Origin of the sequence: Hwanghaeella grinnelliae (assembly GCF_004005845.1) — a bacterium.
GTDB lineage: Bacteria > Pseudomonadota > Alphaproteobacteria > UBA8366 > Aestuariispiraceae > Hwanghaeella > Hwanghaeella grinnelliae.
On the sequence record NZ_SADE01000002.1, the window covers coordinates 802,411 to 828,239 of the forward strand.

Here is a 25,829-nt window from a genome sequence, read left to right on the forward strand (position 1 = left end):
TTGGTTCCCCACCGGCAAGGCGCCGCTCGGATATAGGTAAGCATCACGCGGGACTCAAGGTTTGATGGGGAAACCGAATGGCGGTGAAGGGGGCCTGGATGTGTGGACGACACCCTTAGAAAATCGACCAGCCGGTTTCCTTGGCCAGCATTTCGAGCGCCAGGGTTCCGGCATGCGAATTGCCGTTCTTGTTGAGGCCGGGCGACCAGACCGCAATCGCTGCCACATCGGGCACGATGCACAGAATGCCGCCGCCGACGCCGCTTTTGCCCGGCAGGCCGACCTTGAAAGCGAAATCTCCGGAAGCGTCGTAGTGGCCACAGGTCAACATAATGGCATTGATGCGCCGCGCCCGTGGGGCGGAAACGACCTTCTTCCCGCTGATCGGGTCACGCCCGTCGGCGGCCAGGAACAACCCCGCCCGGGCAAGCTGTTCACAGTTCATGGCGATGGCGCATTGGTGGAAATAGACCCGCAGCGACCGTTCCACCGGGTTTTCCAAATTGCCGAAGCTCTTCATGAAGTTCGCCAGGCTGGCATTGCGGAAACCATGCGCGGCTTCCGACTCCGCGACCTCCCTGTCGATGGCGATCGAGGGGTCGTGAGCGGTCAAGCGCACGAAGTCGAGAATTTCTTGGACCGCATCGTAGCCCGGCTCGCCGATCCCATTTTCCGATATCAACGACCTGTTTGACAGGATCACATCCGTCACCACGATGGCGCCTGCATTGATCAGCGGATTGCGGGGTATGCCGTGTTCCGTTTCCAACTGCATGATCGAGTTGAAGGCCGAGCCGGATGGTTCCCGCCCCACACGGTGCCAAAGATTATTGCCGATCTTGCCCAACGCCATTGTAAGCGTGAAGACTTTCGAAATGGACTGAATCGAAAACAGGGTCTCGGCGGCGCCGGTCTGTGCCGTCTGGCCTTCGCAGGTGACGATCGCCATGCCGAATTGTTCTCTCTCGACACGGGCAAGGGCCGGTATATAGTCGGCGACACGACCATCGGACAGGTGCGGCCGGATCTTGGCCGATATTCCGTCCAGGATGGGTTGAAGGTCCATTTCTTTTTCCAATCGGTCGAGCTGAATCAGCAATATGACTCCGAGGTTAACTCGGAGTTGGGGAGGGACCAATGACATACTGTTTGGGAATTTTGTTGCCGGAAGGCTTGGTACTTGCCTCCGACTCCCGGACGAATGCCGGCGTCGACCAGATCGCCATCGTCCGCAAACTGGCCACGTTCAAAGAATCCGGCGACCGGATGATCGCCCTGTTATCGGCCGGGAACCTCGCCACGACCCAGGCGGTCGTGACATTGCTGCGCCAAGCGATCGGCAATGGTCCCGAACGGGACCTGATGGCCGCGAAGACACTCTTCGACGCGGCAACCATCGTCAGCGACACGTACAGGTCCGTCCTCGCCCGGGATCAGGAAGCGGTGCGCCCCTATGGCGATGCCACGGGCAGTTTCCTGATTGGGGGCCAGATCAAGGGCGAGCGCCAACGCCTTTTCCAGATGTACCCGGCGGGAAACTTCGTCGAGGCCACGCCGCGCACACAGTTCCTGCAGATCGGGGAAGCAAAATACGGCAAGCCGATTCTGGATCGGGCGCTGGATTTCGACAGTTCCATCGGGCATTCGGCCAAGCTTGCCCTATTGTCCTTCGATGCGACGATCCGATCGAACCTCTCCGTCGCGCCGCCGATCGATCTGCTGTGCTATAAGAAAGACAGCTTCTCGACCGACGGGCTGCGAAAATACAGCGGCAACGACCAAGCTTGGGAAAGCATCCGTGAAGCTTATTCAGCAGGCCTGATGAACGTGCTCGACAACATTCCCAATCCGGAAACAGGGGTCGACTGACCGTCCGCGCAACCATTCCGGACCGGCGCGCAACCCATCAGTGTTCCGTTTCCGTGTCTGCTTCGGCATCGACGATGGCGCGCGCCGTTTGATAATCGAAACCCTGCCTGCCCAGGGCGGCCATGTCCCGTTCCCGGTTTTCCGGGCGGCCCGTTTGGCGGAAAGGCCCGATCCGCCGCCGTTTGGCATAATTCATGGCGGCCTCCCAATTCGGATCGACCCCGTCAGCGGCCAGTTCTTCGCGCAGATTTTCCAAGGACTGGTCGATTAGATCGCCGGGGACGCCTTTCTGGCGCAGTTTCATCGCAATCGCCCGGTCGGAAAGGCCGCGGCGGTGCAGGCTGGCGACGCGCGCCTCCGCATAGGCCGCGTCATCCAATAGACCGGCGCGCTGGTAGCGTTCGATCAAGGTGTCGATGAATTGCGCGCCTTCTTCCCGGTCCGTCCCATGCTCCCTGGCACTTGCCTCGACCCGTCGCATCAACACACGGCGCAGATTCTCGGACGAGCTGGCGAAACGCTCCAGATAAAACAGCGCGGATTTCTCCAGCCGTTCAGGCGTGGCCTTCTTGGGACCGCGTCTCTGGCGGTTGGAATCTTGCTGATTGTCAACAGCCATTGACATCCTCAACAGAAAAAAGGGCGTTTGACACAAACCCAGTGACACCGGTCACAGCCGATCGGTCAAGCCGGACGTACTATCAACTCGTGATCAGGGACGGATACCCCTGGTAAGTGACTTTATTGTGGATGTGCTAGTTCACGCCGGCTCAAGGGTCGGCAATGGAAAGCCGGAAGACTGGTGGCGAAACCTGCCCCTCCCATCCGACATCGGTCTCCTGGTTTAAAGACGGCGGCGCCTCAAGGCGTCGCCGTTTACCATTTCAGGGCCATGCTGCGGAAAGGCCCAGAATGGACTGTTTCCAAGCCCATGCTTGCGGGCCATTCGCGCGCTCTCTATGGTCCGGCGCGAAACACCGACCCCCAACAATAAGAAACAGACAGATTTTCTCGTCATGGATTCTCGACAAACGATCGGCGTAAGCCTGACCCCCAAACGGTTCGGGACCGTTAATTGGTACGGCCTCTGGTCTCTCTATAAGAAGGAAGTTCACCGCTTCCTGAAGGTCTTCACGCAAACCGTCGCAGCACCGATGGTGACCGCGCTGCTGTTCCTGGCGATTTTCACGCTGGCGCTGGGCCGTGCGGTGGAAACAATCGGCGGCATTCCCTTCAGCCAGTTTCTGGCGCCGGGCCTGATTACCATGGCGATGGCGCAGAACGCGTTCGCGAATACGTCATCCTCTGTCGTCAGTGCAAAGATGCAGGGCAATATCGTTGATGTGATCATGCCGCCGATCAGCCCGACGGAGTTTGTCATCGCCTATGTCATGGGCGGGGTGACACGCGGCATGTTCGTCGGCCTGACGACCTGGATCGGCATGTCGTTTTTCGTGCCGATGGAAGTGCACAGCCTGTTGCATCTTGTCTATCACGCAACGACCGCGTCAATGATGCTGGCGCTTTTGGGGCTGATTGGCGGGATCTGGGCGGACAAGTTCGACCACGTCGCGGCGATCACGAATTTCGTGGTCACCCCCTTCGCTTTCCTGTCGGGGACGTTCTATTCGATTTCTCGCCTGCCGGAGCCGTTCTATACGCTCGCCCATTACAACCCCTTCTTCTATATGATCGACGGGTTCCGTTATGGCGCGATCGGGGTGTCCGACACCGCCCCCTGGATCGGGATGGCCGTGATGGCGGGTGTGAACGCCGCACTTGGCCTGCTGGCTTGGCGGATGGTGTCCACCGGCTACAAGCTGAAAGCCTGACGCCATGGCCATCGCCGAAACATCATCGGAAGGAAGACCGGAAGCGGTGGCGGCTCGGCGCCCGGCGGCGCACAAGGTTACCTTGGCGGCTCGGCGGATCGTTGGGATCAACACGCTGGGTGTGGCAACATTGATCTGGCGGCAGGTCATCGCTGAATTCCTCGCCTTCAAGCTGGTCTTGCTTGGCCCGGCCCTGCAGGCGTTGCTTTTCGCGGTGGTGATTTCGTTGGCGGTGGGAACGCGGATCGCCGAAGTGGGTGGGTTGCCTTTCCTGGCCTTTCTGGCGCCGGGTCTTGTGATCGCGGCCGCCGTACAGCGCAGTTTCGAATCAACCGCCTTTTCGATGGTGCATGAGAAGTTGGAAGGCACGATCGGGGATGTCTTTGGCGCGCCGTTGACCGCGGGTGAGATCCTGACCGGTTATACGGTCGGGGCGACGATCACGGGGATCTGTATCGGCCTGCCGGTTTGGTTGGTGCTGCTGCCGTTCGGTGCGGGTCTGCCCCTGCATGGCGCGGTGATGCTCTATTTCGTTCTGACGGGTTGCGTCATCTTGGCATTTTTCGGCCTGATCGCGGGGATGCAATCGCATCGCTGGGATTCGCTTTCGGCGAAGGAGACCTTCGTCCTGACGCCGCTGCTGTTCCTGTCCGGCAGTTTCTTCACCATCGACGCCCTGGGCGAGCCGTTCAGGAGCATGATGATGGCGAACCCGATCTTCCATCTGGTGAACGGATTCCGCTACGCAATGACGGGTTACGCGGATGCGCCGGTATGGGTCAGCGCCACGGTGGTCGGCATTCTCGCTGCGGTGCTTTGCCTTATCGCCATGCGCCTTGTGGCCATCGGCTACAAGGTAAAAGACTGATCTAACGTCTGCCCAATACCTGCCCTAAGACCTGCCAGTCGCGGCAACAGCGGTTCACAAGCGACCCGTGCCGTTCTTCTTGCGCGGAACACCGGTTTCCGCTAAATCCTCCGCATGATCGGATTGAAAACCATAGAGCGGCTTGCCCGCCAGCGCCGACGTCGCGGATTTATCGCGGCGGCGCACGGGTGTTTTATGGTCGGCTAGGCTTTCAAGAACCGATTTTCACCGCGCCGCTGGACCCCGTCCGGCGGTTCCGCATTTTAGGCCCCCATTTCCATAACCAGAAGGGGCACAAGGCGGCGCGGATTGGGTCACGGCCAGACCCAAGTGCGTTGGCACGTATGGAGAGAAAGATGACGTCCGAAACAAACAAGTCCGCAGTTATGAACACCTATGCCCGGTACCCGCTCACCTTCGAGCGCGGCGAAGGCATGTATCTTTATGCGACGGACGGGCGCCGCTATCTCGATTTCTATGGCGGCATCGCGGTGAATTCGGTCGGCCATAGTCATCCGCATATGGTGAAAACCCTGCAGGAGCAGGCGACGAAACTGTGGCATGTCTCCAACCTGTTCCAGATCCCGGATCAGGAACGGCTTGCGACGCGGCTGACGCAGGATTCCTTCGCCGACAAAGCCTTCTTCTGCAATTCCGGGCTGGAAGCGATGGAAGGCGCGCTGAAGATCGCGCGGCGCTATCATTATAAGAACGGCCAGCCTGAGAAATGGCGGACGATTACCGTCCAGGGCGCGTTCCACGGCCGGTCGCTGGCGACCATCGCGGCGGCCAACAACCCGAAATACCTGGAAGGCTTCGGCAAGCCCGCCGACGGTTTCGACAGCGTGCCCTTCGGGAACATGAACGCCTTGCGCGACGCGATCACTGGCGAAACGGCGGCCATCGCGCTGGAACCGATCCAGGGTGAAGGTGGAATCAACCCGGCTTCCCTCGACTATCTGAAAGCGCTGCGGGCGACGGCCGACGAATACGGTCTGATGCTGGTCTTCGACGAAATCCAATGCGGCATGGGCCGGACGGGCAAGATGTGGGCACATGAATGGGCCGACATGGCGCCGGATATCCTGGCCTCGGCCAAGGGTATCGGCGGCGGCTTCCCGGTGGGGGCCATCCTGGCCACCGACAAGGGGGCCAGCGGTATTGACCCGGGCTACCACGGCACGACCTTCGGCGGGAATCCGCTGGCGATGGCTGTCGGTAACGCGGTGCTGGATATCATGACCGCGGATGGCTTCCTGGAAAATGTCAACAAGGTGTCCGGCTATCTGTGGTCCAAGCTGCAAAAGCTGGTCGCCGACAATCCCACGGTGTTTGAGACGGTTCGCGGTGCCGGCCTGATGCTGGGCCTGAAATGCGCAAGCGGCGTTGTCGCCGGCGACATGGTGAAAGCCCTTATGGCGAACGGCATGTTGACCGTCGGCGCGGCGGACAACGTCGTGCGCCTGTTGCCGCCGCTGATCGCGGGCGAAGAACATTGCGACGAAGCCGTCGCTATTCTGGAAAAGACGGCGGCAGAAACCGCTTCGAAAGCGGAGGGCTGAGGCATGGCCGAGGCAAAACATTTCCTGGATCTGGACAAATTCAGCCAGGACGAATTGCGCTCAATGCTCGATATGGGAAACGCGTTCCGCAAGGACGGCGCGCGTGCCAGCGACAAGCCGCTGGCCGGCAAGGCCCTGGCGCTGATCTTCGAAAAACCTTCGACGCGGACGCGGATCAGCTTCGATATCGGCATGCGTCAGCTGGGCGGAGAAACCGTCATCATGACACCCACCGAAACCCAGTTGGGCCGGGGTGAGACGATTGCCGACACGGCCCGTGTGCTGTCGCGCTATGTTGACGGAATCATGATCCGCACCACCGACGAGAAGAAGCTGTTGGAACTGGCGGAATACGCGACCGTGCCCGTCATCAACGGACTGACCGACCGCACCCATCCCTGCCAGTTGATGGCCGATGTGATGACCTATGAACAGCATCGCGGCTCCATTGCGGGCAAAACTGTGGCTTGGTCGGGTGACGGCAACAATATGGCGACCAGTTGGATTCACGCCGCGGTTCGCTTCGGTTTCACGCTGAAGATCGCGTGTCCCGAAACGCTGCCGCCGCCGCAGGACGTCCTGGATTGGGCCGTTGCCGAAGGCGGCTCGATCGAAGTCGTTCACAATTCCGAGGAAGCGGTGACCGGATCGGACTGTGTGGTTACCGATGTCTGGGTTTCCATGGGCGATGAAGACGAGGAGGCGGCAGCCAACCGCCACAACATGCTGAAACCCTATCAGGTGGATGCAAGGCTGATGGGAATGGCGGCGAAAGACGCCATATTCATGCATTGCCTTCCCGCCCATCGCGGTGAAGAGGTTACCGCCGACGTTATCGACGGCCCGCAATCCGTTGTATGGGACGAGGCAGAAAACCGGTTGCATGCCCAAAAAGGCATTTTGGCCCATTGCTTGTCGTAAATGCGCATACCGGGCCGTGCTACTCATAAGGGGTACGGCCCGGTCTGATGCATCGACGGCATAGAACAGGTATTTCTATTGATGACTTTTCCGAAGAGCGAGATTTCGATCACCCAGGATGGCGAAGCGAAATCCGTCGATATTTCCACGTGGATCCAGGATGACGTGATCCAGCCCTTCATGATCGAGCGCACCGGAATGAGCGGGCGATCGGTGAAGCTCGGCCCGGCGCTCGACGCAATTCTGGGGCGGCATGATCTGCCCGAAGCGGTCTCCGTTCTGTTGGGTCAGTTTCTGGCCCTGGCCGTGGGCTTGGCGACGGCGTTGAAATACGAAGGCGTCTTTACCTTGCAGACCAAGGGTGACGGTCCGGTCCCGATGATGGTGGCGGATGTCACCCATGATGGGCATGTCCGCGGCTTCGCGCAGGTGAAGGGAGACGTGCCGTCGCTGGCCGATGCGTCGAACGCGCTGATCCCGAAATTGCTGGGCGCGGGTTACCTCGCCTATACAGTCGATTTCAGCACGTCGGCGGAACGGCATCAGGGAATCGTTTCCCTGGACGGGGCGTCCCTTGCAGATGTCATCCATCACTATTTTGAGCAATCGGCCCAGTTCGACGCGGCCGTGGCGCTTGCCGCCGGTAAGGATGCTGCGGATCGCTGGCGTGCTTCGGCCATCGTCGTGCAGCATCTGCCCGCGGAAGGCGGCGTCGGCGGTGTCGAGATCGACGCGGATGATTGGCGCCGCACCACGACCCTGCTCGGGTCTGCGACCAGCGTGGAACTTTTGGACCCGGACCTTCCGCCGGCGGATATGCTCTATCGCTTGTTCAACGAGGATGGTGTGCGTGTTTTCGAACCGCGCCCGGTACAGGACGTGTGCCGTTGCTCGGAAGAGCGGATGTTGAACGCCCTTGCCGCCCTGAACGACGACGAAATTCAAGAGGTTGTGAAGGACGGCGCGGTCGTCATGACATGTGAATTCTGCAATACGACCCGCAGCTTCACGCCGGAAGTGATCCGCGAGGCCAAATCGGCATAAGGTTGCGGGACCGGTCAATCGGATTTTCGATCAATCGGGGGGAAACGGAGGGTGTTTACGATGAAGTACGGTTTGAAGTCTGTTCTCACAGCCGTCGTCTTGCTGGTCGCGGCATGCGAAACCCATGTGGAGGTGCCGAGCTATGCGCGCATCACCTTCAATCACTTGCCGCCGATCACGTTGGATGTGGCGTCCGTCTCAGCCAAGACGATCTACCAACAGCCGCTGATCGCGCCGAATGTTGAGCATGAATTTCCGGTCGATATCGCAAAGACAGCCGAAAATTGGGTCAATGGCCGTCTGCGGGCGGGCGGTGCTTCCGGCACCGCGGCCCTCACCATTCTGGACGCCAGCGTGATCGAAACGAAGTTGGCCAAGGAGACCGGGTTGACCGGCCTGGTTACCACGGACCAGGGCCACCGCTACGACGCGACTCTCACAGCGACCCTTTCGGCTGAAGACCTTTCCAAACAGCGCGCGGCCGAAGCCACGGTCACTGTCAAACGCAGTCAGACCGTGCCGGAGGATGCGACTTTCAACGAGCGCGAAGAGATCTGGTACGAAATGACCGAGAAACTGATGGCCGATTTCAATGCTGAATTGGAGAAGGCCATCGCGGAACATATGACACCGTTCCGCCTGTAGGGCCGTCAGTTGTTCCGTGATTGGAGCACAGGGCCAGGTATCGACTCCTGGACGTCAGTCCTTATTCCTCTTTCAAGGGTCGTGACAGAAGACCGCCGATGACGGTGTCGATATCCTTGCCATTGGTGACGATCTCGTTCACGGCCGAACAGATCGGCATATCGACACCGTGTTTGCGGGCCATTTCGGTGATCGCAGAAGCTGTCCAAACACCTTCCGTGACGGTGTGCCGCGATCCCAATACGGCTTCCAAGGATTTACCCTGGCCAAGGGCATAGCCCAGCGACATGTTGCGCGACTGTAGGCTTCCCGCGGTCAGCACCAAATCGCCCATGCCGCTCAACCCGTTCAGGGTTTCCATCCGTCCGCCGAGCGCGCTGATCAGACGTCCGGTTTCCGCGAGCCCGCGTGTGATCAGGGCCGCCTTCGCGTTTTCGCCCAAATCGCGGCCGGAAACCACGCCGCAAGCAATGGCCAACACGTTTTTCACCGCACCGCCCATCTCGACAGCGACAACATCATCGCTGGCATAAGGCCGGAAAGTGGGTAGGGCGATACGGGCGCAAACCCGATCGACGATGGATCTTTCCCCACCCGCAACGACGAACGCTGTGGGCTTATCCAGGGCGGCTTCGCGCGCGAAAGTGGGACCCGATAGAACCAGCGCGGAATGGGCCGGGGCTTCTTCCGCCAGAACGGCGGTCATCGGTTTTAGGTCGCCTTGTTCGACCCCTTTCGCGCAACTGACCAGAACGGCATTCGGCGCCAGTGAGGCGGTGAGCGACCGGGTAACCGCGCGCAAGGCCTGTGCCGGCGTCACCAGCAGAACGATGTCGGCGCCGTCGACCGCGTCGCGCAGATCGGCGGTCGCCTTCAGCGCGGGCGGTAGCGATACGTCCGGCAGATAACCGGGATTGCCGCGGCCTTCATTGATAGTCTCGACGACCGTTTCATCGCGGGCCCACAAGACGGTTTCTTCGGCGCCGGTTGCCGCTTTACAGGCCAGCGCGGCGAGCGCCGTGCCCCAGGCGCCGCCACCGATGACAGCCAGTTTGGTCATTTCCCGCCGCCCTGCCGTCCCTGATCGGGCAGGATGGCCAGCTTGCCTTTCCGGGTCCGCGCTTCCGGGTCGAGTGGCCAGCGCGGGCGCGGGGCGAAGTCCAACGCATCCTTCCGGCCCAACCGAAGATGCTCGATCCCGGCCCAGGCAACCATAGCCGCATTGTCTGTGCAAAGTGCGATGGGGGGTGCCACGAAGCGCAGGTCTTCGGTTCCGGCCAAATCGGTCAGTGCGGCGCGCAGGCGCTTGTTCGCCGCAACACCGCCGGCAACGACCAGTGTTACAGGCCCGGCAATGCCTTCTTCCTCCCGGAACCGTGCAACGGCGCGGCGGCAGCGGTCACGCAGGACGGCCGCGGCGGATTCGTGGAAGGCGGCGGCGATATCCGCGATATCCTGCTGTGTTACCTGGTCCAAGCGGTCGAGCGTCTGGCGCACCGCCGTCTTCAACCCGGCGAATGAAAAATCGCATCCGGGCCGGCCCAGCATGGGGCGCGGCAGATCGAACCGGGCAGGGTCGCCGGACAGGGCGGCGCGTTCCAACGCCGGGCCGCCCGGGTAGCCAAGGCCAAGCAATTTTGCGGTCTTGTCGAAGGCCTCCCCCAAGGCATCGTCCATGGTCGATCCATACAGTCGGTAGTCACCTACGCCACGAACCGCCAGCACTTGGCAATGCCCGCCGGAGACCAACAACAGCAGATAGGGAAAGGTCGCCGAATCGCTCAGGCGAACCGTCAGGGCATGGGCTTCCAGATGATTGACGGCGACGAAATCCAGGTTTCGGGCCAGCGCCATGGTCTTGCCGGCGGTAACGCCGACCATGACGCCGCCGATCAGACCCGGTCCGCCGGTCGCGGCAATGCCGTCCAGGTCGCTGAAATCGATCCCGGCTTCTTTGAAAGCTTGGCGGACGACGCCGTCCAGATGATCCAGATGGCTGCGCGCGGCAATTTCCGGCACCACCCCGCCATAGGGACGGTGTTCATCCAATTGCGACAAAACCACATTGCTCAAGATGGTCCCGTCGTCGCGAACGATCGCGGCGGATGTTTCGTCGCAGGAGGTTTCCAACCCCAGAACCAGCATCGAATACCCTTTTCACCTCTCGGAAAATCGCGTGCGGATTTTTATGGCGACTCCGATCCAAATATTGCTCCGGGGGTGTAGCGCAACAGGACCCAATAGGCTACAGCTTCGACCATGCACTCATCATCGCTTTCCCATCCGTTACGCATCGGGACGCGCGGTTCGCCGCTTGCCCTTGCACAAGCCTATGAAGCCCGCGACCGTCTTTTGGAGGCCCATCCCGGTTTGTCCGTCGAGATTGTCGAAATCAAGACGACCGGGGACAAGGTTCAGGACCGTCCGCTTGCGGAAATCGGCGGCAAGGGCCTGTTCAGCAAGGAGTTGGACGCCGCCCAGTTGGAAAACCGGGTCGATATCGGCGTGCACTCCATGAAGGATCTGGAAACGCATATGCCGGACGGCATCGTGCTCGCGGCCTTCCTGCCCCGCGAGGACGTCCGTGACGCCTTGATCTGCCCGACCGTTTCCCGTTTGGCGGATCTGCCGGAGGGAGCCGTGGTCGGAACCTCGTCGCTTCGCCGGCAGGCGCAGATACTGGCGATGCGGCCCGACCTGAAGGTTGTTCCCTTCCGGGGGAATGTGCAGACACGGCTGCGCAAGCTGGCCGCCGGCGAAGCCGATGCGACATTGCTGGCCATGGCGGGGCTCAACCGCCTCAGCATGGAAGACATTGCCGCGACGGCATTGGAGCCGGAAGAATTGCTCCCCGCCGTGGCGCAAGGCGCCATCGGCATCACGACGCGGGCGGGTGCGGATGAAATTTTGGACCTGCTGGCCCCCCTCAACGATCCGGAAACCGCGTGGCGCGTCACGGCGGAACGCGCGTTTTTGGCCGAATTGGATGGATCATGCCGTACGCCGATCGGCGGATTGGCTGAAGCCAAGGGGGATCAGGTGCGGTTTCGCGGGGTTGTCGCGCGTCCCGACGGGTCGGGTATGATGGCGGTCGAACGCAATGGCCCGGTTGCCGAAGCCGTCGCGATCGCGGCTGAGGCCGGCAAATTCCTGGCCAAGGATATGGATGACAGCTACCGGCCATGACTGTAGCCGCGCCAGGCGGGAACAACTCCCACGACGATAGACCGGTTCCCACCGTTTGGATTCCGCGTCCGCAGGAGGATGCCGAAGCCCTGGCGGAAGCCTTGGTTGCGGAAGGCATACGGCCGTTAATAGCACCGGTGATGACCATTGCGTACCGGCAGGTCGACGTACTTTTGGACGGTGTCGGTGCCGTACTCTTCACCTCGGCCAACGGCGTACGTGCCTTTGTGCGCCAAAGTAGCCGCCGGGATCTAACGGTGTATGCGGTTGGCGCCAATACGGGCGACGAGGCGCGTACGTCCGGTTTTGCCGACGTACAAGTGGCCGGCGGCGATGTCGACATACTGGCAGATTTCATCGCCGGGCATCGTAAACCGGCAGATGGCGCCCTGCTGCATGTCGCGGGCAGCGAGCGGGCCGGCGATTTGGCGGAACTTCTCAGACAACGAGGATTTTTGGTCGACCGTCGTGTCTTGTATGATGCCGTGACGGTTGAGGTCCTGCCTGATACGGTTGCGCAGGCGTTGGACGACGGCGCGGTCGATGCGGTTGCCTTGTTTTCACCGCGTACGGCGCGGATCGTCTGCGACCTATTGGTCAAGGCGGAGCGGCAGGACGCTGCGCCGGGCCTGACGGTATTGTGCCTCAGCGCCAATGTGGCGGAAGCGGCAAAAGCCCTCGATTGGCAAGAAATCGTCATTGCGGAGGCCCCGGACCGGGCTTCCCTGTTGCAAGCTGTACGTCTTGCGCTGCAAACTAGGCCAGCGCAAGCAGCCGACACGCCGAATGTCATTCAGGACGCCAAGGTGGAAGAAGCGGCGAATGGCCCATGGGGATCTATAGCCGGATCCGTTGAGGGGTCCGAGGCGCCGCTGCCGGGAGAGACCATGAACGATACCAAAGACACTGTACCGGACGAGACGCCGGGAGACGCGCCAGAAGAAGCGGCGAATGAACCGCCTGCCGTTTCGTCGGTAGAAAGACTTCCGGACGCCGAAACGGTGATCGAACGCTTCGGTGGTATTCGCCCCATGGCTCAAAAACTTGGTGTCACGCCAAGTACCATCCAAGGGTGGAAGTCGCGCAACCATATCCCTGAAACCCGCTGGGGCGAAGTCCAGGCCGTCGCCGAACGGGAAGGTGTTTCGCTGAACATAGATGGTGAACAAGTGCGGAAGGCGGACGAACTGCCGCCGGTCGCGCAACAGGCTGAGGGTGAGACGATAGAAACGAAAGCAGAAGAAACCGTGGCAGCCGACGACGCTAAAGAACCGGAAAAACGGCCGGAAGCGGCCCCGGCCCCTTCGGTAGCTGCGGTGCCGGCCGCACCGCGCAAGGCCAGTGGCTTGGCCTGGATCGCGATGATCGTTGCCTTGGCGTCGGGTGCCGGCCTCGTCACGCAGAGTTATTGGCGCCCGGCGATCGAATCATCGCTTAATGCCCATCTAAGCCAGTTCTTCGGTCCGCCGCCGGCGCCGCCCTCGGCCCCGCCGGATGCAACCTTGGCCGAATCGGTGGACGCCCTGCAGGCCCGCATTGATGCGCTGGAAAAGCGGCCCGTTCCGCAACCGACCGAGGCAGGCGGACCGGTCGATGTCGAAGGCGCCCTGGCCCCGTTATCCGACCGCTTGGCGGCCTTGGAAGACGCGATGGCAACGGCGCCGGCAACGTCCGCGGACCAGGTCAATCTGACACCGCTTAATCAGGCGATTGATGCACTGCGCTCCAGGGTCAATGCAATGGATACCCGGTCCGACGATTCTCTTGAAGCGTTCCGGGCTGAGTTGTCGACTTTCGCCGATCAGTTCGATGCTATCCGTTCAGGCATTGAAACGGTGACGGACAGGGTCGCCGCCGTTGAACGACGATTGGCGCAGATCGAGTCCGCCTATGGCGGGCCGAGCGGCAGCGAAGCCGCCTTGGTTCTCACGGTCGGGCAGTTGGACAGCTTGATGGCGGCTTCGGAACCCTTCGGCGGGACATTGCAGGATATCGCGGCCCTGGCGCCGGACGACGCGGCCGTGCAAGACGCGGTTGCGGCGCTGGAACCCATGAAGGATGCCGTTATCCCAAGCCGGGCGGACATTATCGACGCATTCGCGGATGTCGCGCCGGTGGTCGATCGGGTTGAACGGGTTGCCGGTGCTGAAGGCTGGGTCGACGAAACGCTTGCGGAGCTCCGCGGTCTTGTCAGCATCCGGCGGACGGATTCCTCGGAATCCGCCCCTGCCGCCTCCCGCGCTGAAGCAGCCTTGGAAAACGGCGATTTGGCTGGGGCCGTGGCAGCGGTGGAACCGTTGGCCGGCGAAGATGTGGCGATCGCCGACTGGGTTAAAAAAGCCAAACAGCGGATAGCGGCAAGCGCTGCCTTGAAAGGGTTGCGCGATGCGGCGCTGGCACGGTTGCGCATGGCGGCGACGGGCGGTTGAAGAATCCGGGTTACGCCGGCTTTAGACGGGATAGATAAATGGTTCGGGCGATATTTCTTTTCATCAAGATCGGTCTGATCGTCGCGGCCGCATTGTACCTTGCGAAATATCCGGGCCGAATCAGCCTGGACTGGCAAGGCTGGCATGTGGATATCTCCGCCAGTCTGTTTGCCCTGGGTCTGCTGGTCTTCGTCATCCTCGCGATCCTTTTTGCCCGGTTCTCCGGCGGTGTATTGGGCGCCCCTGGGCGGTTCATGGAAAACCGGCGGATTGCCCGGCGGGAACGCGGTTACAAGGCGTTGACGAAGGGGTTGGTCGCGGTTGCCGCCGGTGACCCGCAGGAAGCCAGGCGCTTTGCGCGCAAGGCAGACTCCCTGCTGCACGATCCGCCTTTGACCCGTCTGCTGACTGCTCAGGCGGCACAGCTGGAAGGGGATTCGAAGGCGGCAACCAAGTATTTCGAGGAAATGCTGGAAGACCAGGACATGGCCTTCCTGGGTACGCGGGGCCTGTTGATGCAGGCGATTAGCGACGGTGACACCGCCAAGGCGCGTCAACTCGCGGAAAAGGCATTTAACCTGCGGCCCTCGACCGGGTGGGCGGCCCGCCACCTGCTGGACCTGCAACGGGAAGGCGGAGATCTGGACGCTGCCTTGAAGACCGCGGATACGGCGCTGCGATACAAAGCGCTGCCCGAAGGGGAAGGCAAACGAACCAAGGCCAAGCTTCTAATCGCCAAGGCTCAGGAACTGCGCAGCGCCGGCGATCACGAACAGGCCCTGAAACTGTCCAACCAAGCCAACAAATTGGCGGACAACCTACCGGAAGGCGTAACCTTGTCCGCCAGGTTGCTTGCCTTGCGCGGCAAGGACAGCAAGGCCGCACGTGTGTTGGAGGACGCCTGGAGCAAGGATCCCGATCCGGCGATCAGCCGTGCCTATCGCGATATCGCACCGGAGGGGGCAAGTCCGCTGGAACAGGTGAAGCGCTTCGAACATCTGCTCAGCCTTAATCCGAACCATACGGAAAGCCATATCGCTTTGGCGGAGGCCGCCTTGAAGGCAGGCCTTTGGGGCGAAGCCAGAAATCACCTGGATATCGTGGCAAAGCGGAGCAAGGTTCCCGGACCCCGGATCTGCCGTTTGATGGCGGAACTGGAGGAATCGGAACACGGCGATTTGGAAAAGGCTCGTTACTGGCTGGCCATCGCCACCGGCGAGGATGCCGTCGCTGCCGAATAGACCGGCATGTATCTCTGCGGGACCCAATTGCCATTCTAGGGCCAAGACCGCGATTCCATCGATTCAAGGCGCTCTATAAGCGTTGACGATAATTTTGCCGGGCGGCTATGGTCCGGCTCGAATAATACAAAAAAACCCAATGGGAGGAAATTAATGAAACATATGCTGTTTGCTGCGGGCATGGCCCTGACGATGGGCTTCACCGCCGCACAGGCGGTTGCCGCCGATGTGACGTTGCGGATTTCCCTGCAATTGCCGATGAAGAGCCATCTGGGGCAAAACCTGTTGGTCTTCAAGGAAGAGGTGGAGTCCAAGTCGAACGGTGATATCGCCGTCGAAATCTATGACAGTGCCCAACTTTACAAGGATAAGGAAGTTCCCGCAGCTGTCGGGTCCGGCGCCATCGAAATGGGTGTCGCTTCGCTGACCCGTTATGTCGGCGATATTCCTGCGGTCGACATTTTCTACCAACCCTTCCTGTTCGATACGGAAGCCAAGGTTCGCGCGGCGGTGGCCAAGGGTTCGCCTATCCGAGACCCGCTCGACAAGGCGATTAAGGGAACCGGCTCCACTGTTTTGTGGTGGCAGGCCTATGGCGGCGCGATCATGCTGTCGAATGGTGGTCCGGTGAAAACGCCGGCCGACATGGAAGGCAAGAAGGTCCGCGTCTTCGGTAAAACGCTGGGCGATTTCGTTACGGCGGCTGGTGGCGCGCCCACGCTGATCTCGGGGTCGGAACAGTATCTCGCCTATCAGCGTGGCACGGTCGATATCGGCATGACCGGCGTTTCCGGTGTGAAATCCCGTAAACTTTGGGAAGTGATGGACACGATCACGGTGACGAACCACGCGGATATCGAGTTTATTGTCGTGGTGAACACGGACTTCTGGAACGGCCTCAGCGATGCGCATAAGGCGGTCATCGAAGCGGCGGCGGTGAAGGCGGAAAACAGCGTCCGGAATAAAATGTCCGCGATCGAAGCCGCTGCCTATGCTGCCGCGGAAGAAAACGGCATGACCGTTTATAAGCCGACCGCCGAGGAGCTGGCGGCGTGGCGCGAGGTCTCCCAACCGGTTTATGACGCCTATAAAAAGAAAGCCGGGGATTTGGGTGTGAAGATCCTGGAAGAAGCGAACAAGCTCTAGGGTTCGACCTTTTGGTACGCGGCGCCGTCCCCCGACCACATGGTCAATGGGGCGGCGCCGGTCTTGTTCCGGTCCCGTATGGGACGATGCCGATGATCGCCGGACGGTAATCGCATGCAAATATTCAGCAAATTGGTCCGTGGATTGGCCTGGATGGCGGCGTTCCTGTTCGTCGCGGCCGGGGTCATGCTGACCTATGAGGTTGTCGCCCGGTATTTTTTCACAAAACCGACCATCTGGGCCGCTGAATTGTCCCAGCTTTGCCTGATATGGGGATCTCTGGTCGCCATGGCATGGGCGCTTGGTGAACGCAGGCATATCGCGGTTGACGCGGTGGTCTCGCACCTGTCTCCGGCCGTCAGGCGCTGGACGGATGCCGTCGCGATGCTGGTCATCGCCTGGTTGAGCGCGATGGTGGTTTGGAAAGGCGGGGATATCTTCCTCGACAGTTTCGAACGGGGGCGGACAACAGGGTCGATGCTGGATCTTCCGTCCTGGGTTGCCGAATTGGCGGTCCCCTTCGGTTTCGCCGTATTGTTCGTTCAAGCTGTGGTGGAAGCGCTACGGGCGGCCGCTGGCCACAATACCGTGCCGGATGATATCGGCGAAGGCGGACATTTCGAATGACGATCATTCTGATTCTGGCCGCTCTGTTCGCGCTGTTGCTGTTGCGGGTGCCGGTGGCGTTCGCCCTTGCCGGGCTGGGCCTCGCCTTGCTGATACTGGGCGGGTTCTCGCCGCTGATGGCGCCGCAGGCGATCCTCTCCACCTTGGATGGGTTCATCCTGTTGGCCGTGCCGCTGTTCCTGCTGATGTCGAACATTCTGTTGAAAGGCGGGGTCGGGCGCGACTTGTTCGGCGCGGTCCATGCCTGGGTCGGTCATTGGCCCGGCGGATTGGCGGTGGCGACCATCCTGTCCTGCGGTATTTTTGCGGCGATCTCAGGCTCCTCGGTTGCGACGGCGGCGACGATCGGTACCGTTGCCATCCCGGAAATGATTAAGCGCGGCTATGAACGGCGCTTCGTCTACGGCTTGTTGGCGGCGGGCGGCACGCTGGGCATTCTGATCCCACCGTCGATCCCGATGATCGTCTATGGTTTCATCACCGAGGAATCGGTGATCGCGCTGTTCCTTGCCGGCATCGGGCCCGGCCTGGCGCTGGTCGTCCTCTTCGTCATCTATGCCATGATCCATGCGCGTTTCATGGGCGGCTATACGAAGGACAGACCGGCCACATGGGCAGAGCGGCGATCCGCCAGTATACGCGCGTTGCCCAGTATGGCGCTCGCGCTTCTTGTGATCGGGTCGATCTATACCGGCGCCGCCACGCCAACAGAAGCCGCGGCGGTCGGGTTCGCGGCCGCGTTGTTGATCACCGGGGTGATCCTGCGGACGCTGACTTGGGAGCGGTTCAAGGAAGCGGTCCTGGAATCGATGGCAACCACGGTGGCGATACTGCTGATCGTCGCCGGCGCAAAGGTCTTCGGAAAGGCCATCACGCTCTACCGGATTCCGCAGGAAATTTCGGTATTCATCACCCAGAACATCGACACGCCGATCATGTTCATCCTGGTCGTCAGTCTTGTGCTGCTGGTCATGGGCTTGGTTTTCGAGGCGCTTTCCATGGTGCTGATCATGGTGCCGGTTCTGTTGCCTGCGGCGCTGGGTCTTGGCCTCGACCCGATCTGGTTCGGCATCTACACGGTGGTGATGGTGGAGTGCGCCTTGATCACACCGCCGGTCGGGCTGAACCTTTATGTCATTCAATCGGTCGCCAGGGTGTCGCTATCCGACGTGGCGCGCGGTGTCATACCCTTCTTGGGCTTGATGTTCTTGACGGTCGTCCTGTTGTATCTGTGGCCAGACCTTGCGCTTTATATTCCTTTCAAACTGTAAAATACCGAATCAGGAGCCGTTCCCATGACTCAGCCCAACAAACTCCGCGCCTTGCTGCGGACCGACCGCCTGCATGTCATGCCCTGCTGTTTCGATGCCCTGTCGGCGAAAATGATCGAACAGGAAGGCTTCGGTCTGACCTTTATGTCCGGCTTTGCGGCCTCTGCCTCACGCATCGGTGCGCCGGATCTGGGCTTGATGAGTTATGGGGAAGTCGTCGACCAAGCGCGCAACATTTGTGACGCTACCAATTTCCCGGTGATCGGGGACGGCGATACCGGCTATGGCAATGCCATGAATGTCCGGCGCACGGTGTCAGGCTTTGCCCGGGTGGGCTGCGCCGCGGTGATGATCGAAGACCAGGTCGCGCCCAAGCGCTGCGGTCACACGCCGGGCAAGGAAGTGGTCGGACGGAATGAAGCTTTCGACCGCATCAAGGCGGCGGTCGATGCGCGCGAAAACGACGATATCCTGATTCTGGCGCGGACGGATGCCCGTCATCAACACGGTCTTGGTGAGGCGATTGATCGCGCTGCGAAATTCGCCGAATTGGGCGCGGACATCCTGTTTGTCGAAGCGCCCAAGACGGTGGCGGAAATGCGTCAGGTCTGTGACGAACTGCCGGGTCCGAAAATGGCGAATATCGTCGAGGGCGGTGAAACCCCGGATCTCACCCATGAAGAGCTTCGCGATATCGGCTATGCCATCGCGGCCTATCCGCTGACCTTGATGGCGGCGGCGATGCAGGCAATGACAAAGGCGCTGCATGCATTGCGCGACGATACGGCCCGGTCGCCGATGCTGATGGATTTCATGGAACTGCGCGACCGGATCGGCTTCAACGAATACTACACCACGTCCTCGGCCTACGAGACGTCGAAGCGCGATCACTGAGCGGATCACGTTGCTTTCGGTTGTCCGCAGAGTTTCAGGGCCAGCGGCGTCAACTCCTCAAGTTTGCGGGTGTTCAGGACTTCACAGACTGTGGGCGTCGGAAAGCGAACGATGTTTTCCGCCTTTAGTTTCTTGATCTCACGTGTGACGGTTGCCGCGTTAAGGCAAAGAAAATCGGCGATGTCCTCGCGTGACAAAGGTAGCGCAACAGCCACGGTTTCGTCGGTAATTCCGCGAAACCGTTTTGCGCGGTTCACCATCGCGGACAGGAATGTGCACAACCGTTCGCGGGCGTTGAACCGTCCCAACAGCAGACGATGCGCCAAACCGCTTTCCATTTCCGCCTCGGTCAGGTCGAAAAACGCACGGAACTTTTCACCGTCCGCGTAAAGCGCCTCGCGATTTTCAGCGAAGGTGCCCTCGCAGACGTCGGTCTCCGTCAGGGCTTCGTCCCAAATTTCAGGTGCCACCGATTTGGCGGGGCGCATGGCGTCGCCGGGCATTCGCAAGCAGAGCAATTGACGGCGCCCATCCGCCAAGGTCGCGGACGTCGCAACCATGCCAGATCGGATAACCCGAATCCGCGTTTCAGTCGATGTATCCAACGGCAACCGGTCACCACGCTTATACCGTCGGTGAATCACCTGCGGACCGATATGGCGTGCGAAGAGGCATTGGCACGATGTCAGGCAAGGCCCGACAGACGCTTCGACAACTTGGATCGGATTTTCTTGGGATATTTTGTTCATTGGCGGCCTCCTTTCCCTTCGAGAGGATCCAACGCCATGAAAATAGTCCCACAGGCCTGCCCGTTCTTTGTCCTGAATCAACTTCGTAAGAAATTCCTGTAAATTTCTGACCTATGTCAGCGCGGCAGTGAAAAATATCAGGCTACCATCCAGTTCAAATTGCCGGACCTGTGGGGTGGAGCCGGCTCTTGCATGAGAACGGGGGATCCTCATGAATGGGTTTGGTATCCGATTTCTTTCCGGCATTCTGGGTTTGCTTGCCGCTATCGCTTTCACACCGATGGATGCGGCAGCGCAAACAAGCGGCTGTCTTACATGTCATGAAGGCATTGAGCAGTTTGTTGACGGGGTGATGCATGAGCAGATCGTCGATTTCGGCGTCGAATACGGCGATCCGGCGGGCTGCGTAGTCTGCCACGGCGGCGATCCGACCGCGACCGAAGCGGCCGCAGCGCATACAGGAGCGCCTGCCGCGCTGACCGAAAACGGCGGCCCCCACGTCTTTTATCCCGACCCCGGTGCCCTTTGGATCGCCGACAAATCCTGTGGCCAATGTCACGACGGCTATGCTGAACGCCTGACAAAATCCCTTATGAATACCGAAGCCGGTAAGCTGCAAGGTAACCTGTGGTCCTGGGGCGTTCAGGAAGACATGAAAGTCGTTTGGGGCAATTATGACCTGATCGACGAAGACGGACCGGAACCGACGGTCGGAACAGAAGCCTATATTGAATACATGACGGCTTTCGTCGCGGCCCATCCCGACCAGATGCCGAGCGAAATGAAGCAAGTGCCGGATGTGGACGTCAACGCCATTGCCGAGCATCCGAACTTGGCTGGGATCACTTATTCCCGACAACAATGTCAGCGTTGTCATGTCGGTGTGACCGGACGCGAGAAGCGCGGGGACTTCCGCGGCACCGGTTGTTCGTCCTGCCACGTACCTTATTCGAACGAAGGTCTGTACGAGGGTGGCGACCCGACAATTGCCAAGGACCAACCAGGCAAGCTGATGCTGCACCGTATGCAGGGCAGCCGGAAAAGTAAGGTGAAGCACGGCGATCTCGAATATTCCGGCATCCCCAGCGAAACCTGCAATTCATGCCATAACCGCGGCAAGCGGATCGGCGTAAGCTATCAGGGAATCATGGAATTCCCTTATGGTTCCCCCTACGACGAGAAGGGCGGCAAACAGCCCAAGCTGCATACGAAGAACTACGTCTTCATCAAGGACGACCTGCACCATCAGATCGAATCGCGCCCGGGCAATCCGGAGGGCGGCATGCTCTGTCAGGACTGCCACACCACGGTCGATATGCATGGTGACGGAAACTTGCCGGGCACGACCCTGGCGCAAGTCGAGATTGAATGTGAGGATTGCCACGGTACCGTCGGCGAATTCCCGTGGGAATTGCCTTTGGGCTATGGCGAAGAACACGGTGTCGAATTGTCTGGAGGCGCCCGTGGCCTGGGCGAAGATCTGCTCGGCGAGCAGTATTTCGCAGAGGTCTACGAGCCTGAGGACGGCTATCTGCTCTCGGCCCGCGGCAACCCGCTGGGTAACGTCGTGAAGCGTGGGTCCAAGGTGATCTTGCATTCCGCTTCCGGCAACGACTTCGAGATCCCAGTCCTGAAACAGATTGCCTTGGACGGTACCTGGAAGAACCAGAATGCCAAGGTCGCGATGGGCAGTGTTACCAATCACATGGAAACGATGGAGTGCTATGCCTGCCACGCCGACTGGGCGCCGCAGTGCTATGGCTGCCATATCACTGTCGATTATTCCGAAGGAAAGACGGATATCGATTGGATCGCGAACGCAAATACCAGGGGTGAAAACGGGCTGACGGCAGACAACGCACTTGGCACCAACGGCCTGACCAGCGCCGGGAAGGTCTCGGAAACACGCAGCTATTTGCGTTGGGAGGAACCGACCCTGGGGATCAACGGGGAAGGCCGGGTGAGCCCGCTGATGCCGGGATGCCAGGTCATTACCACGGTAATCGACAAGGACGGTAATACGGTTGCCCATAATGAAACCTGGATGACTCCGGATGCCGGCGGAACCAAGGGTCTCGACCATGCTGCTGTACAACCCCATACCGCCGGCCGATTGGCGCGCAGTTGCGAGAGCTGCCACAACAATCCCAAGGCGCTGGGCTACGGTATCGCCGACGGCAGGTTCATGCAGGGGTATAACAAGGGCTTCACGGTGGACCTGGAAACCGCGAAGGGTGAGATCATTCCCCAGCAGACCCAATTGCAGTCGCAACCGGTGCCGACACTCGACCATGACTTGAGCCAGATCGTCACTCGTGACGGCAAGCAGTTGGTCACCGTTGGTTCCCATTGGCCGCTCACCGGACCGCTGTCGCAAGAGGTGCGCGAGAAGATCGAACGGACAGGGCTGTGTATGGGGTGTCACCAGAACATGACCAATGACCAGCTCTGGAGCGCCGTGAACAACCCGCGCTTTGCCACGAACAAAGAGCATCAGGAAGTTATGGATCAGGCGCTCCACTCCTTGGCCGGCGGCAAGGCGAAGGCTGAGTAAGAGGGCGTTCAAATGGACAAAGGCAATCCATCCTTACCGGCAGAGCATCGACTCGGGGGAGAGTAATCATGCGTGCGAGTACAACTCTTATTGCGGCGGCCCTTTTGGCGGGATTGGGTGGCACCGCCGGGGCGGAAAGCTTTTCCGGTTCGGGTTATTCCGCCCTGGACCTGCTGTCACCGTGTCAGAATGCCGACAACGATGCGCGCTGGGGTGAGGCGGCGGAGACCGAGTGCGAACAGTATTTAATGGGGTTCGCGGATGCCCTGCGTGAGGTCGGACAGGCCGGCGAGGGCTCAAGCATTTGCCCGCCACCGCAAAACACGCCTGACGAATTGCGTTGGTCCTTTATGCGCTGGGTACATGGGGACTATACCGAACGTAAGGCAATGCCCGCCGCCGACGCCGTCCTGGCATCGATGAAAGCGAACTTTCCCTGCCCATAATTCGGTGTGCGGGTACGTGTGCCGAAGGGCCGATTATTCCGCCAGGGTCTTGAAGTCGTTGCGCTCCAGCAGCCATGAGGCGATGACGCCGAAGACGAGGCCCCAGAAGGCCGCCCCGATATTGAAGAGTGTCAGGTCCGAGACGGTCACGAGAAAGGTGATCAGCGCGCCGAAGATGAAGCGTCCCTGAAAAGCGGTCATGAAGGCCATTTGCAGCACGCGAAGCATGGCGAGCCCGGCCAGACTGGCGATGAAGGCAGCGGGGGCGGCCAGCATGAATTTCGTGAAGATCGGCGCAGCCAGCCCAAAGGGAAGGGCGAGCAGGCCGACGACAACGCCCGCCGCATAGTGCTTTTCCCTCGCCCCGTCGGCGGAGATGATCGCGTTGGCCGGCCCGGTCAGGCAGGACGACGCGCTGCCCACCATGCCGGCGATAATCGATCCGATCCCGCAGGCCGTCGCGATGCTGTTCACCGGCGGTTCATGACCGGCGGCTTTCAGAATGGCAACGCCCTGAGCGTTTTGAACGACCAGAACGGTGATCGCCAGGGGGACAACCAGTTCGATCATCGCCTGCAGACTGAATACCGGGATCTGAAGCGTCGGCAAGCCGACGTGCGCAACACTGCCGGCCAAATCCACATCGAACCCATGGGCGATGCCCCAGGCCGCGACGCCGACGATCAAGGCGCCAATCAAGGGCGGCATTACCTTGGCCAGGTGCGGTATGGCCGAAAGGGCGATGAACGCGGCGGTCATCGGAATGGCGATGGCGGCATCGTCCCGCAGGGCGCCGATCCAATCCAAGCCGAATTTCATGAACACGCCGGCGACCATGCCCATCACGATCGGCATTGGGGCGGCCTTCATCAAACGCCCAACCACGCCGGACATGCCGAGGACGGCCATGAATACACCGGTCGCCAGGAAGGCGCCCACCACTTGTGGAAAGGTCAGATGGTCCAAAGCGGGGCCAATCAAAACCGTGCCGGGGATGGTCCAGAAAAACGCCAACGGCTGCCGATATTTCAGGCAGAAGAATATCGTCATCAGCCCATTGACGATGAAGACACCGAAAATCCAGGACGATAACTCCTCCGACGTCAGGCGCCCGCCCGCGCCGACAGACAGAATAATGGCGACCGGTCCGCTCGCGGCGAATAAAAAGGCCACGAACGCGTTCGAAATCAGCTGCGGGGAAAGGTCTTTGAATACCTGCATAGTGCCGCGAGCGTAGCGGCAATTCGCCAGCCATCAAGCTGCAATGCGGATAAGGTTCGTGTCGCCCCGGTCACCTGATGCACTGCACAATATCCGGTTTTATCAGGACACGACCTAATCCTCGCCGTAGGCATCTTCCGTTTCGGACGCAACGACCGCGACCGGGAAATCCTCTTTCGGACCAAGCGCCATTTCATCCCGCTCGAATAAGATCGGGCTGCGCATATAGGCGACCATCAAGTCCGCCACTGATTCCAGAGACGCCAGATTCGTGCGCTCCCAGCCATGGCTGGCGTCGCAGGCGAAACAGACCAATGCCGTGCGGATATCGTTGCCCGCTTCCAACGCCGCGGCGGCGTCAGAGCGATAAAATTTGAAGACGTCGCGGCTGTGCTCGACCTGGAAGGCCTTGGCCAGCGTTAACAGTTTTCGGGTCAGGTGCCAGTCGAAAGGACCGGCCATGTCCTGCATGGAAATGGTGGCGCCATATTCGCAGGTGTTCTGACCCGGCGCGATGGTGCCATTGTCGATGGACACCATTTCGGCAACGTCACCATGCAGCACATGGGAGGCACCGACACCGACCTCTTCCGAAATCGTCAGCAGGATGTGGCATTCCAGCGGCAGTTTGAACTTACCATCGACGATGGCTTTCGCGGCGGTTAACAGCGCGGCCACACCCGCCTTGTCGTCCAGATGGCGCGAGCAGACGAATCCGTCGTCCGAAAAAACCGGGTTGGCATGAACAACGACCGTATCGCCGATATTGATGCTGTGATCGATCAGGTCCTGCTTCGAATGGATCCGCCGGTCGACGCGAATTTCAAGATTGCTCCAGTCGCTGGGCTGGGTGTCGATTTCCTTGTTGTAGGTATGACCGGACGCCTTCAGCGGCAGGATCGTTCCGTGATGCTGACCCAGTTCGGAATGGATGGTGACACGCGCGCCTTCAGCGAAGCGGGCCGACCAATGCCCGATGGGAACAACCTCGCAACGGCCGTTGCTCTTCAGGTTCTTCACCATGGCGCCCAGGGTATCCAAATGGGCGACGATGGCTCTGTCGGGGGCTTTCGATACACCGGGCAGGGTGGCGCGGATCGCGCCCCGCCGCGTCAATTCGTATTCAATGCCCAGGTCGTCCAACATGCCACAGACCAAGTTGACGATGGCGTCTGTCATGCCGCTGGGACTTGGGGTGGTCAGCAACTGGTGCAGGACATCTGTCATATAGTCCAGGTCCAAGTCCCAGTCGCGGCCCTTCTTGCTGGCTTTCAGCAGTTCCGGTGTCAGCGGTTGAATTTCAGTCACGGTTCTCTCCGTTTCG

General features: G+C 60.4%; 23 protein-coding genes. 16 read left to right on the forward strand and 7 right to left on the reverse strand.

Features of this window, described 5'->3' with window-relative positions; all coding sequences use genetic code 11:
- Positions 1 to 115: 115 nt before the first annotated feature.
- Positions 116 to 1,066 (reverse strand): glutaminase, encoded by a 951-nt coding sequence (locus EOI86_RS14435; protein WP_127765877.1) that lies wholly within the window; start codon positions 1,064 to 1,066, stop codon positions 116 to 118.
- 71 nt (positions 1,067 to 1,137) lie between these two features.
- Between EOI86_RS14435 and EOI86_RS14440 the strand changes: the two genes are divergently transcribed.
- Complete coding sequence (locus EOI86_RS14440) at positions 1,138 to 1,869, forward strand: proteasome-type protease (protein WP_127765878.1); 732 nt, start codon at positions 1,138 to 1,140, stop codon at positions 1,867 to 1,869.
- A gap of 37 nt (positions 1,870 to 1,906) precedes the next feature.
- Here the strand turns inward: EOI86_RS14440 and EOI86_RS14445 are convergent, their stop codons facing one another.
- Positions 1,907 to 2,488: a regulatory protein RecX gene (locus EOI86_RS14445; RefSeq protein WP_127765879.1), complete on the reverse strand. Its 582-nt coding sequence runs from the start codon at positions 2,486 to 2,488 to the stop codon at positions 1,907 to 1,909.
- Positions 2,489 to 2,885: 397 nt separating this feature from the next.
- On the opposite strand from EOI86_RS14445, the gene EOI86_RS14450 reads away from it, so the two are divergent.
- From EOI86_RS14450 to EOI86_RS14475, 6 genes are all read left to right on the forward strand, one after another.
- Entirely contained in the window at positions 2,886 to 3,701 is an 816-nt protein-coding gene (locus tag EOI86_RS14450) for an ABC transporter permease (protein WP_127765880.1), read from the forward strand.
- Positions 3,702 to 3,705: 4 nt separating this feature from the next.
- Positions 3,706 to 4,569, forward strand: coding sequence for an ABC transporter permease (locus tag EOI86_RS14455; protein ID WP_127765881.1), 864 nt, complete (start codon positions 3,706 to 3,708; stop codon positions 4,567 to 4,569).
- A 356-nt stretch (positions 4,570 to 4,925) separates the two neighbouring features.
- Complete coding sequence (locus EOI86_RS14460; protein ID WP_240035678.1) at positions 4,926 to 6,131, forward strand: aspartate aminotransferase family protein; 1,206 nt, start codon at positions 4,926 to 4,928, stop codon at positions 6,129 to 6,131.
- 3 nt (positions 6,132 to 6,134) lie between these two features.
- Entirely contained in the window at positions 6,135 to 7,052 is a 918-nt protein-coding gene (gene argF / locus EOI86_RS14465) for an ornithine carbamoyltransferase (RefSeq protein ID WP_127765882.1), read from the forward strand.
- A gap of 81 nt (positions 7,053 to 7,133) precedes the next feature.
- A complete protein-coding gene (gene hslO / locus EOI86_RS14470; protein WP_127765883.1) occupies positions 7,134 to 8,096 on the forward strand; it encodes an Hsp33 family molecular chaperone HslO in 963 nt (320 codons plus the stop codon).
- 60 nt (positions 8,097 to 8,156) lie between these two features.
- Positions 8,157 to 8,741, forward strand: a complete 585-nt coding sequence (locus EOI86_RS14475) for a hypothetical protein (RefSeq protein ID WP_127765884.1) — start codon at positions 8,157 to 8,159, stop codon at positions 8,739 to 8,741.
- A 61-nt stretch (positions 8,742 to 8,802) separates the two neighbouring features.
- Here the strand turns inward: EOI86_RS14475 and EOI86_RS14480 are convergent, their stop codons facing one another.
- Together EOI86_RS14480 and tsaD are read right to left on the reverse strand one after the other, a co-directional pair.
- Positions 8,803 to 9,801: an NAD(P)H-dependent glycerol-3-phosphate dehydrogenase gene (locus tag EOI86_RS14480; RefSeq protein ID WP_127765885.1), complete on the reverse strand. Its 999-nt coding sequence runs from the start codon at positions 9,799 to 9,801 to the stop codon at positions 8,803 to 8,805.
- Positions 9,798 to 10,886, reverse strand: a complete 1,089-nt coding sequence (tsaD, locus tag EOI86_RS14485; RefSeq protein ID WP_127765886.1) for a tRNA (adenosine(37)-N6)-threonylcarbamoyltransferase complex transferase subunit TsaD — start codon at positions 10,884 to 10,886, stop codon at positions 9,798 to 9,800. Before tsaD ends, EOI86_RS14480 begins: the two co-directional genes overlap by 4 nt.
- Before the next feature lie 114 nt (positions 10,887 to 11,000).
- Here tsaD and hemC point away from each other — a divergent pair, with 114 nt between their 5' ends.
- From hemC to EOI86_RS14520, 7 genes are all read left to right on the forward strand, one after another.
- Positions 11,001 to 11,927, forward strand: a complete 927-nt coding sequence (gene hemC / locus EOI86_RS14490) for a hydroxymethylbilane synthase (RefSeq protein ID WP_127765887.1) — start codon at positions 11,001 to 11,003, stop codon at positions 11,925 to 11,927.
- On the forward strand, positions 11,924 to 14,356 hold the full coding sequence (locus EOI86_RS14495; RefSeq protein WP_127765888.1) for a uroporphyrinogen-III synthase: 2,433 nt from the start codon (positions 11,924 to 11,926) through the stop codon (positions 14,354 to 14,356). The genes hemC and EOI86_RS14495 overlap by 4 nt, the downstream gene beginning before the upstream one ends.
- A gap of 38 nt (positions 14,357 to 14,394) precedes the next feature.
- Positions 14,395 to 15,597 carry a heme biosynthesis protein HemY gene (locus tag EOI86_RS14500; protein ID WP_127765889.1) on the forward strand — a complete coding sequence of 401 codons (1,203 nt, stop codon included), beginning with the start codon at positions 14,395 to 14,397 and terminating at the stop codon, positions 15,595 to 15,597.
- A gap of 153 nt (positions 15,598 to 15,750) precedes the next feature.
- Positions 15,751 to 16,743, forward strand: coding sequence for a TRAP transporter substrate-binding protein (locus EOI86_RS14505; RefSeq protein ID WP_193555788.1), 993 nt, complete (start codon positions 15,751 to 15,753; stop codon positions 16,741 to 16,743).
- A gap of 114 nt (positions 16,744 to 16,857) precedes the next feature.
- The gene (locus EOI86_RS14510) at positions 16,858 to 17,370 is read left to right on the forward strand and encodes a TRAP transporter small permease (RefSeq protein ID WP_127765890.1); all 513 of its coding nucleotides are present in this window, start codon (positions 16,858 to 16,860) and stop codon (positions 17,368 to 17,370) included.
- Entirely contained in the window at positions 17,367 to 18,641 is a 1,275-nt protein-coding gene (locus EOI86_RS14515; RefSeq protein ID WP_127765891.1) for a TRAP transporter large permease, read from the forward strand. The genes EOI86_RS14510 and EOI86_RS14515 overlap by 4 nt, the downstream gene beginning before the upstream one ends.
- 24 nt (positions 18,642 to 18,665) lie before the next feature.
- Positions 18,666 to 19,535 (forward strand): isocitrate lyase/PEP mutase family protein, encoded by an 870-nt coding sequence (locus EOI86_RS14520; protein ID WP_127765892.1) that lies wholly within the window; start codon positions 18,666 to 18,668, stop codon positions 19,533 to 19,535.
- A gap of 5 nt (positions 19,536 to 19,540) precedes the next feature.
- Here EOI86_RS14520 and EOI86_RS14525 read toward each other — a convergent pair whose 3' ends face one another.
- Positions 19,541 to 20,284: a Crp/Fnr family transcriptional regulator gene (locus EOI86_RS14525; RefSeq protein ID WP_127765893.1), complete on the reverse strand. Its 744-nt coding sequence runs from the start codon at positions 20,282 to 20,284 to the stop codon at positions 19,541 to 19,543.
- Positions 20,285 to 20,495: 211 nt separating this feature from the next.
- On the opposite strand from EOI86_RS14525, the gene EOI86_RS14530 reads away from it, so the two are divergent.
- Both EOI86_RS14530 and EOI86_RS14535 read left to right on the forward strand, forming a co-directional pair.
- The gene (locus tag EOI86_RS14530) at positions 20,496 to 22,838 is read left to right on the forward strand and encodes a cytochrome C (RefSeq protein ID WP_127765894.1); all 2,343 of its coding nucleotides are present in this window, start codon (positions 20,496 to 20,498) and stop codon (positions 22,836 to 22,838) included.
- Positions 22,839 to 22,906: 68 nt separating this feature from the next.
- The gene (locus EOI86_RS14535; protein ID WP_127765895.1) at positions 22,907 to 23,284 is read left to right on the forward strand and encodes a Rap1a/Tai family immunity protein; all 378 of its coding nucleotides are present in this window, start codon (positions 22,907 to 22,909) and stop codon (positions 23,282 to 23,284) included.
- A 33-nt stretch (positions 23,285 to 23,317) separates the two neighbouring features.
- Here EOI86_RS14535 and EOI86_RS14540 read toward each other — a convergent pair whose 3' ends face one another.
- Positions 23,318 to 24,505, reverse strand: coding sequence for a benzoate/H(+) symporter BenE family transporter (locus EOI86_RS14540; RefSeq protein ID WP_127765896.1), 1,188 nt, complete (start codon positions 24,503 to 24,505; stop codon positions 23,318 to 23,320).
- A gap of 114 nt (positions 24,506 to 24,619) precedes the next feature.
- Positions 24,620 to 25,813, reverse strand: a complete 1,194-nt coding sequence (locus EOI86_RS14545) for an osmoprotectant NAGGN system M42 family peptidase (RefSeq protein ID WP_240035679.1) — start codon at positions 25,811 to 25,813, stop codon at positions 24,620 to 24,622.
- Between the last annotated feature and the right edge of the window lie 16 nt (positions 25,814 to 25,829).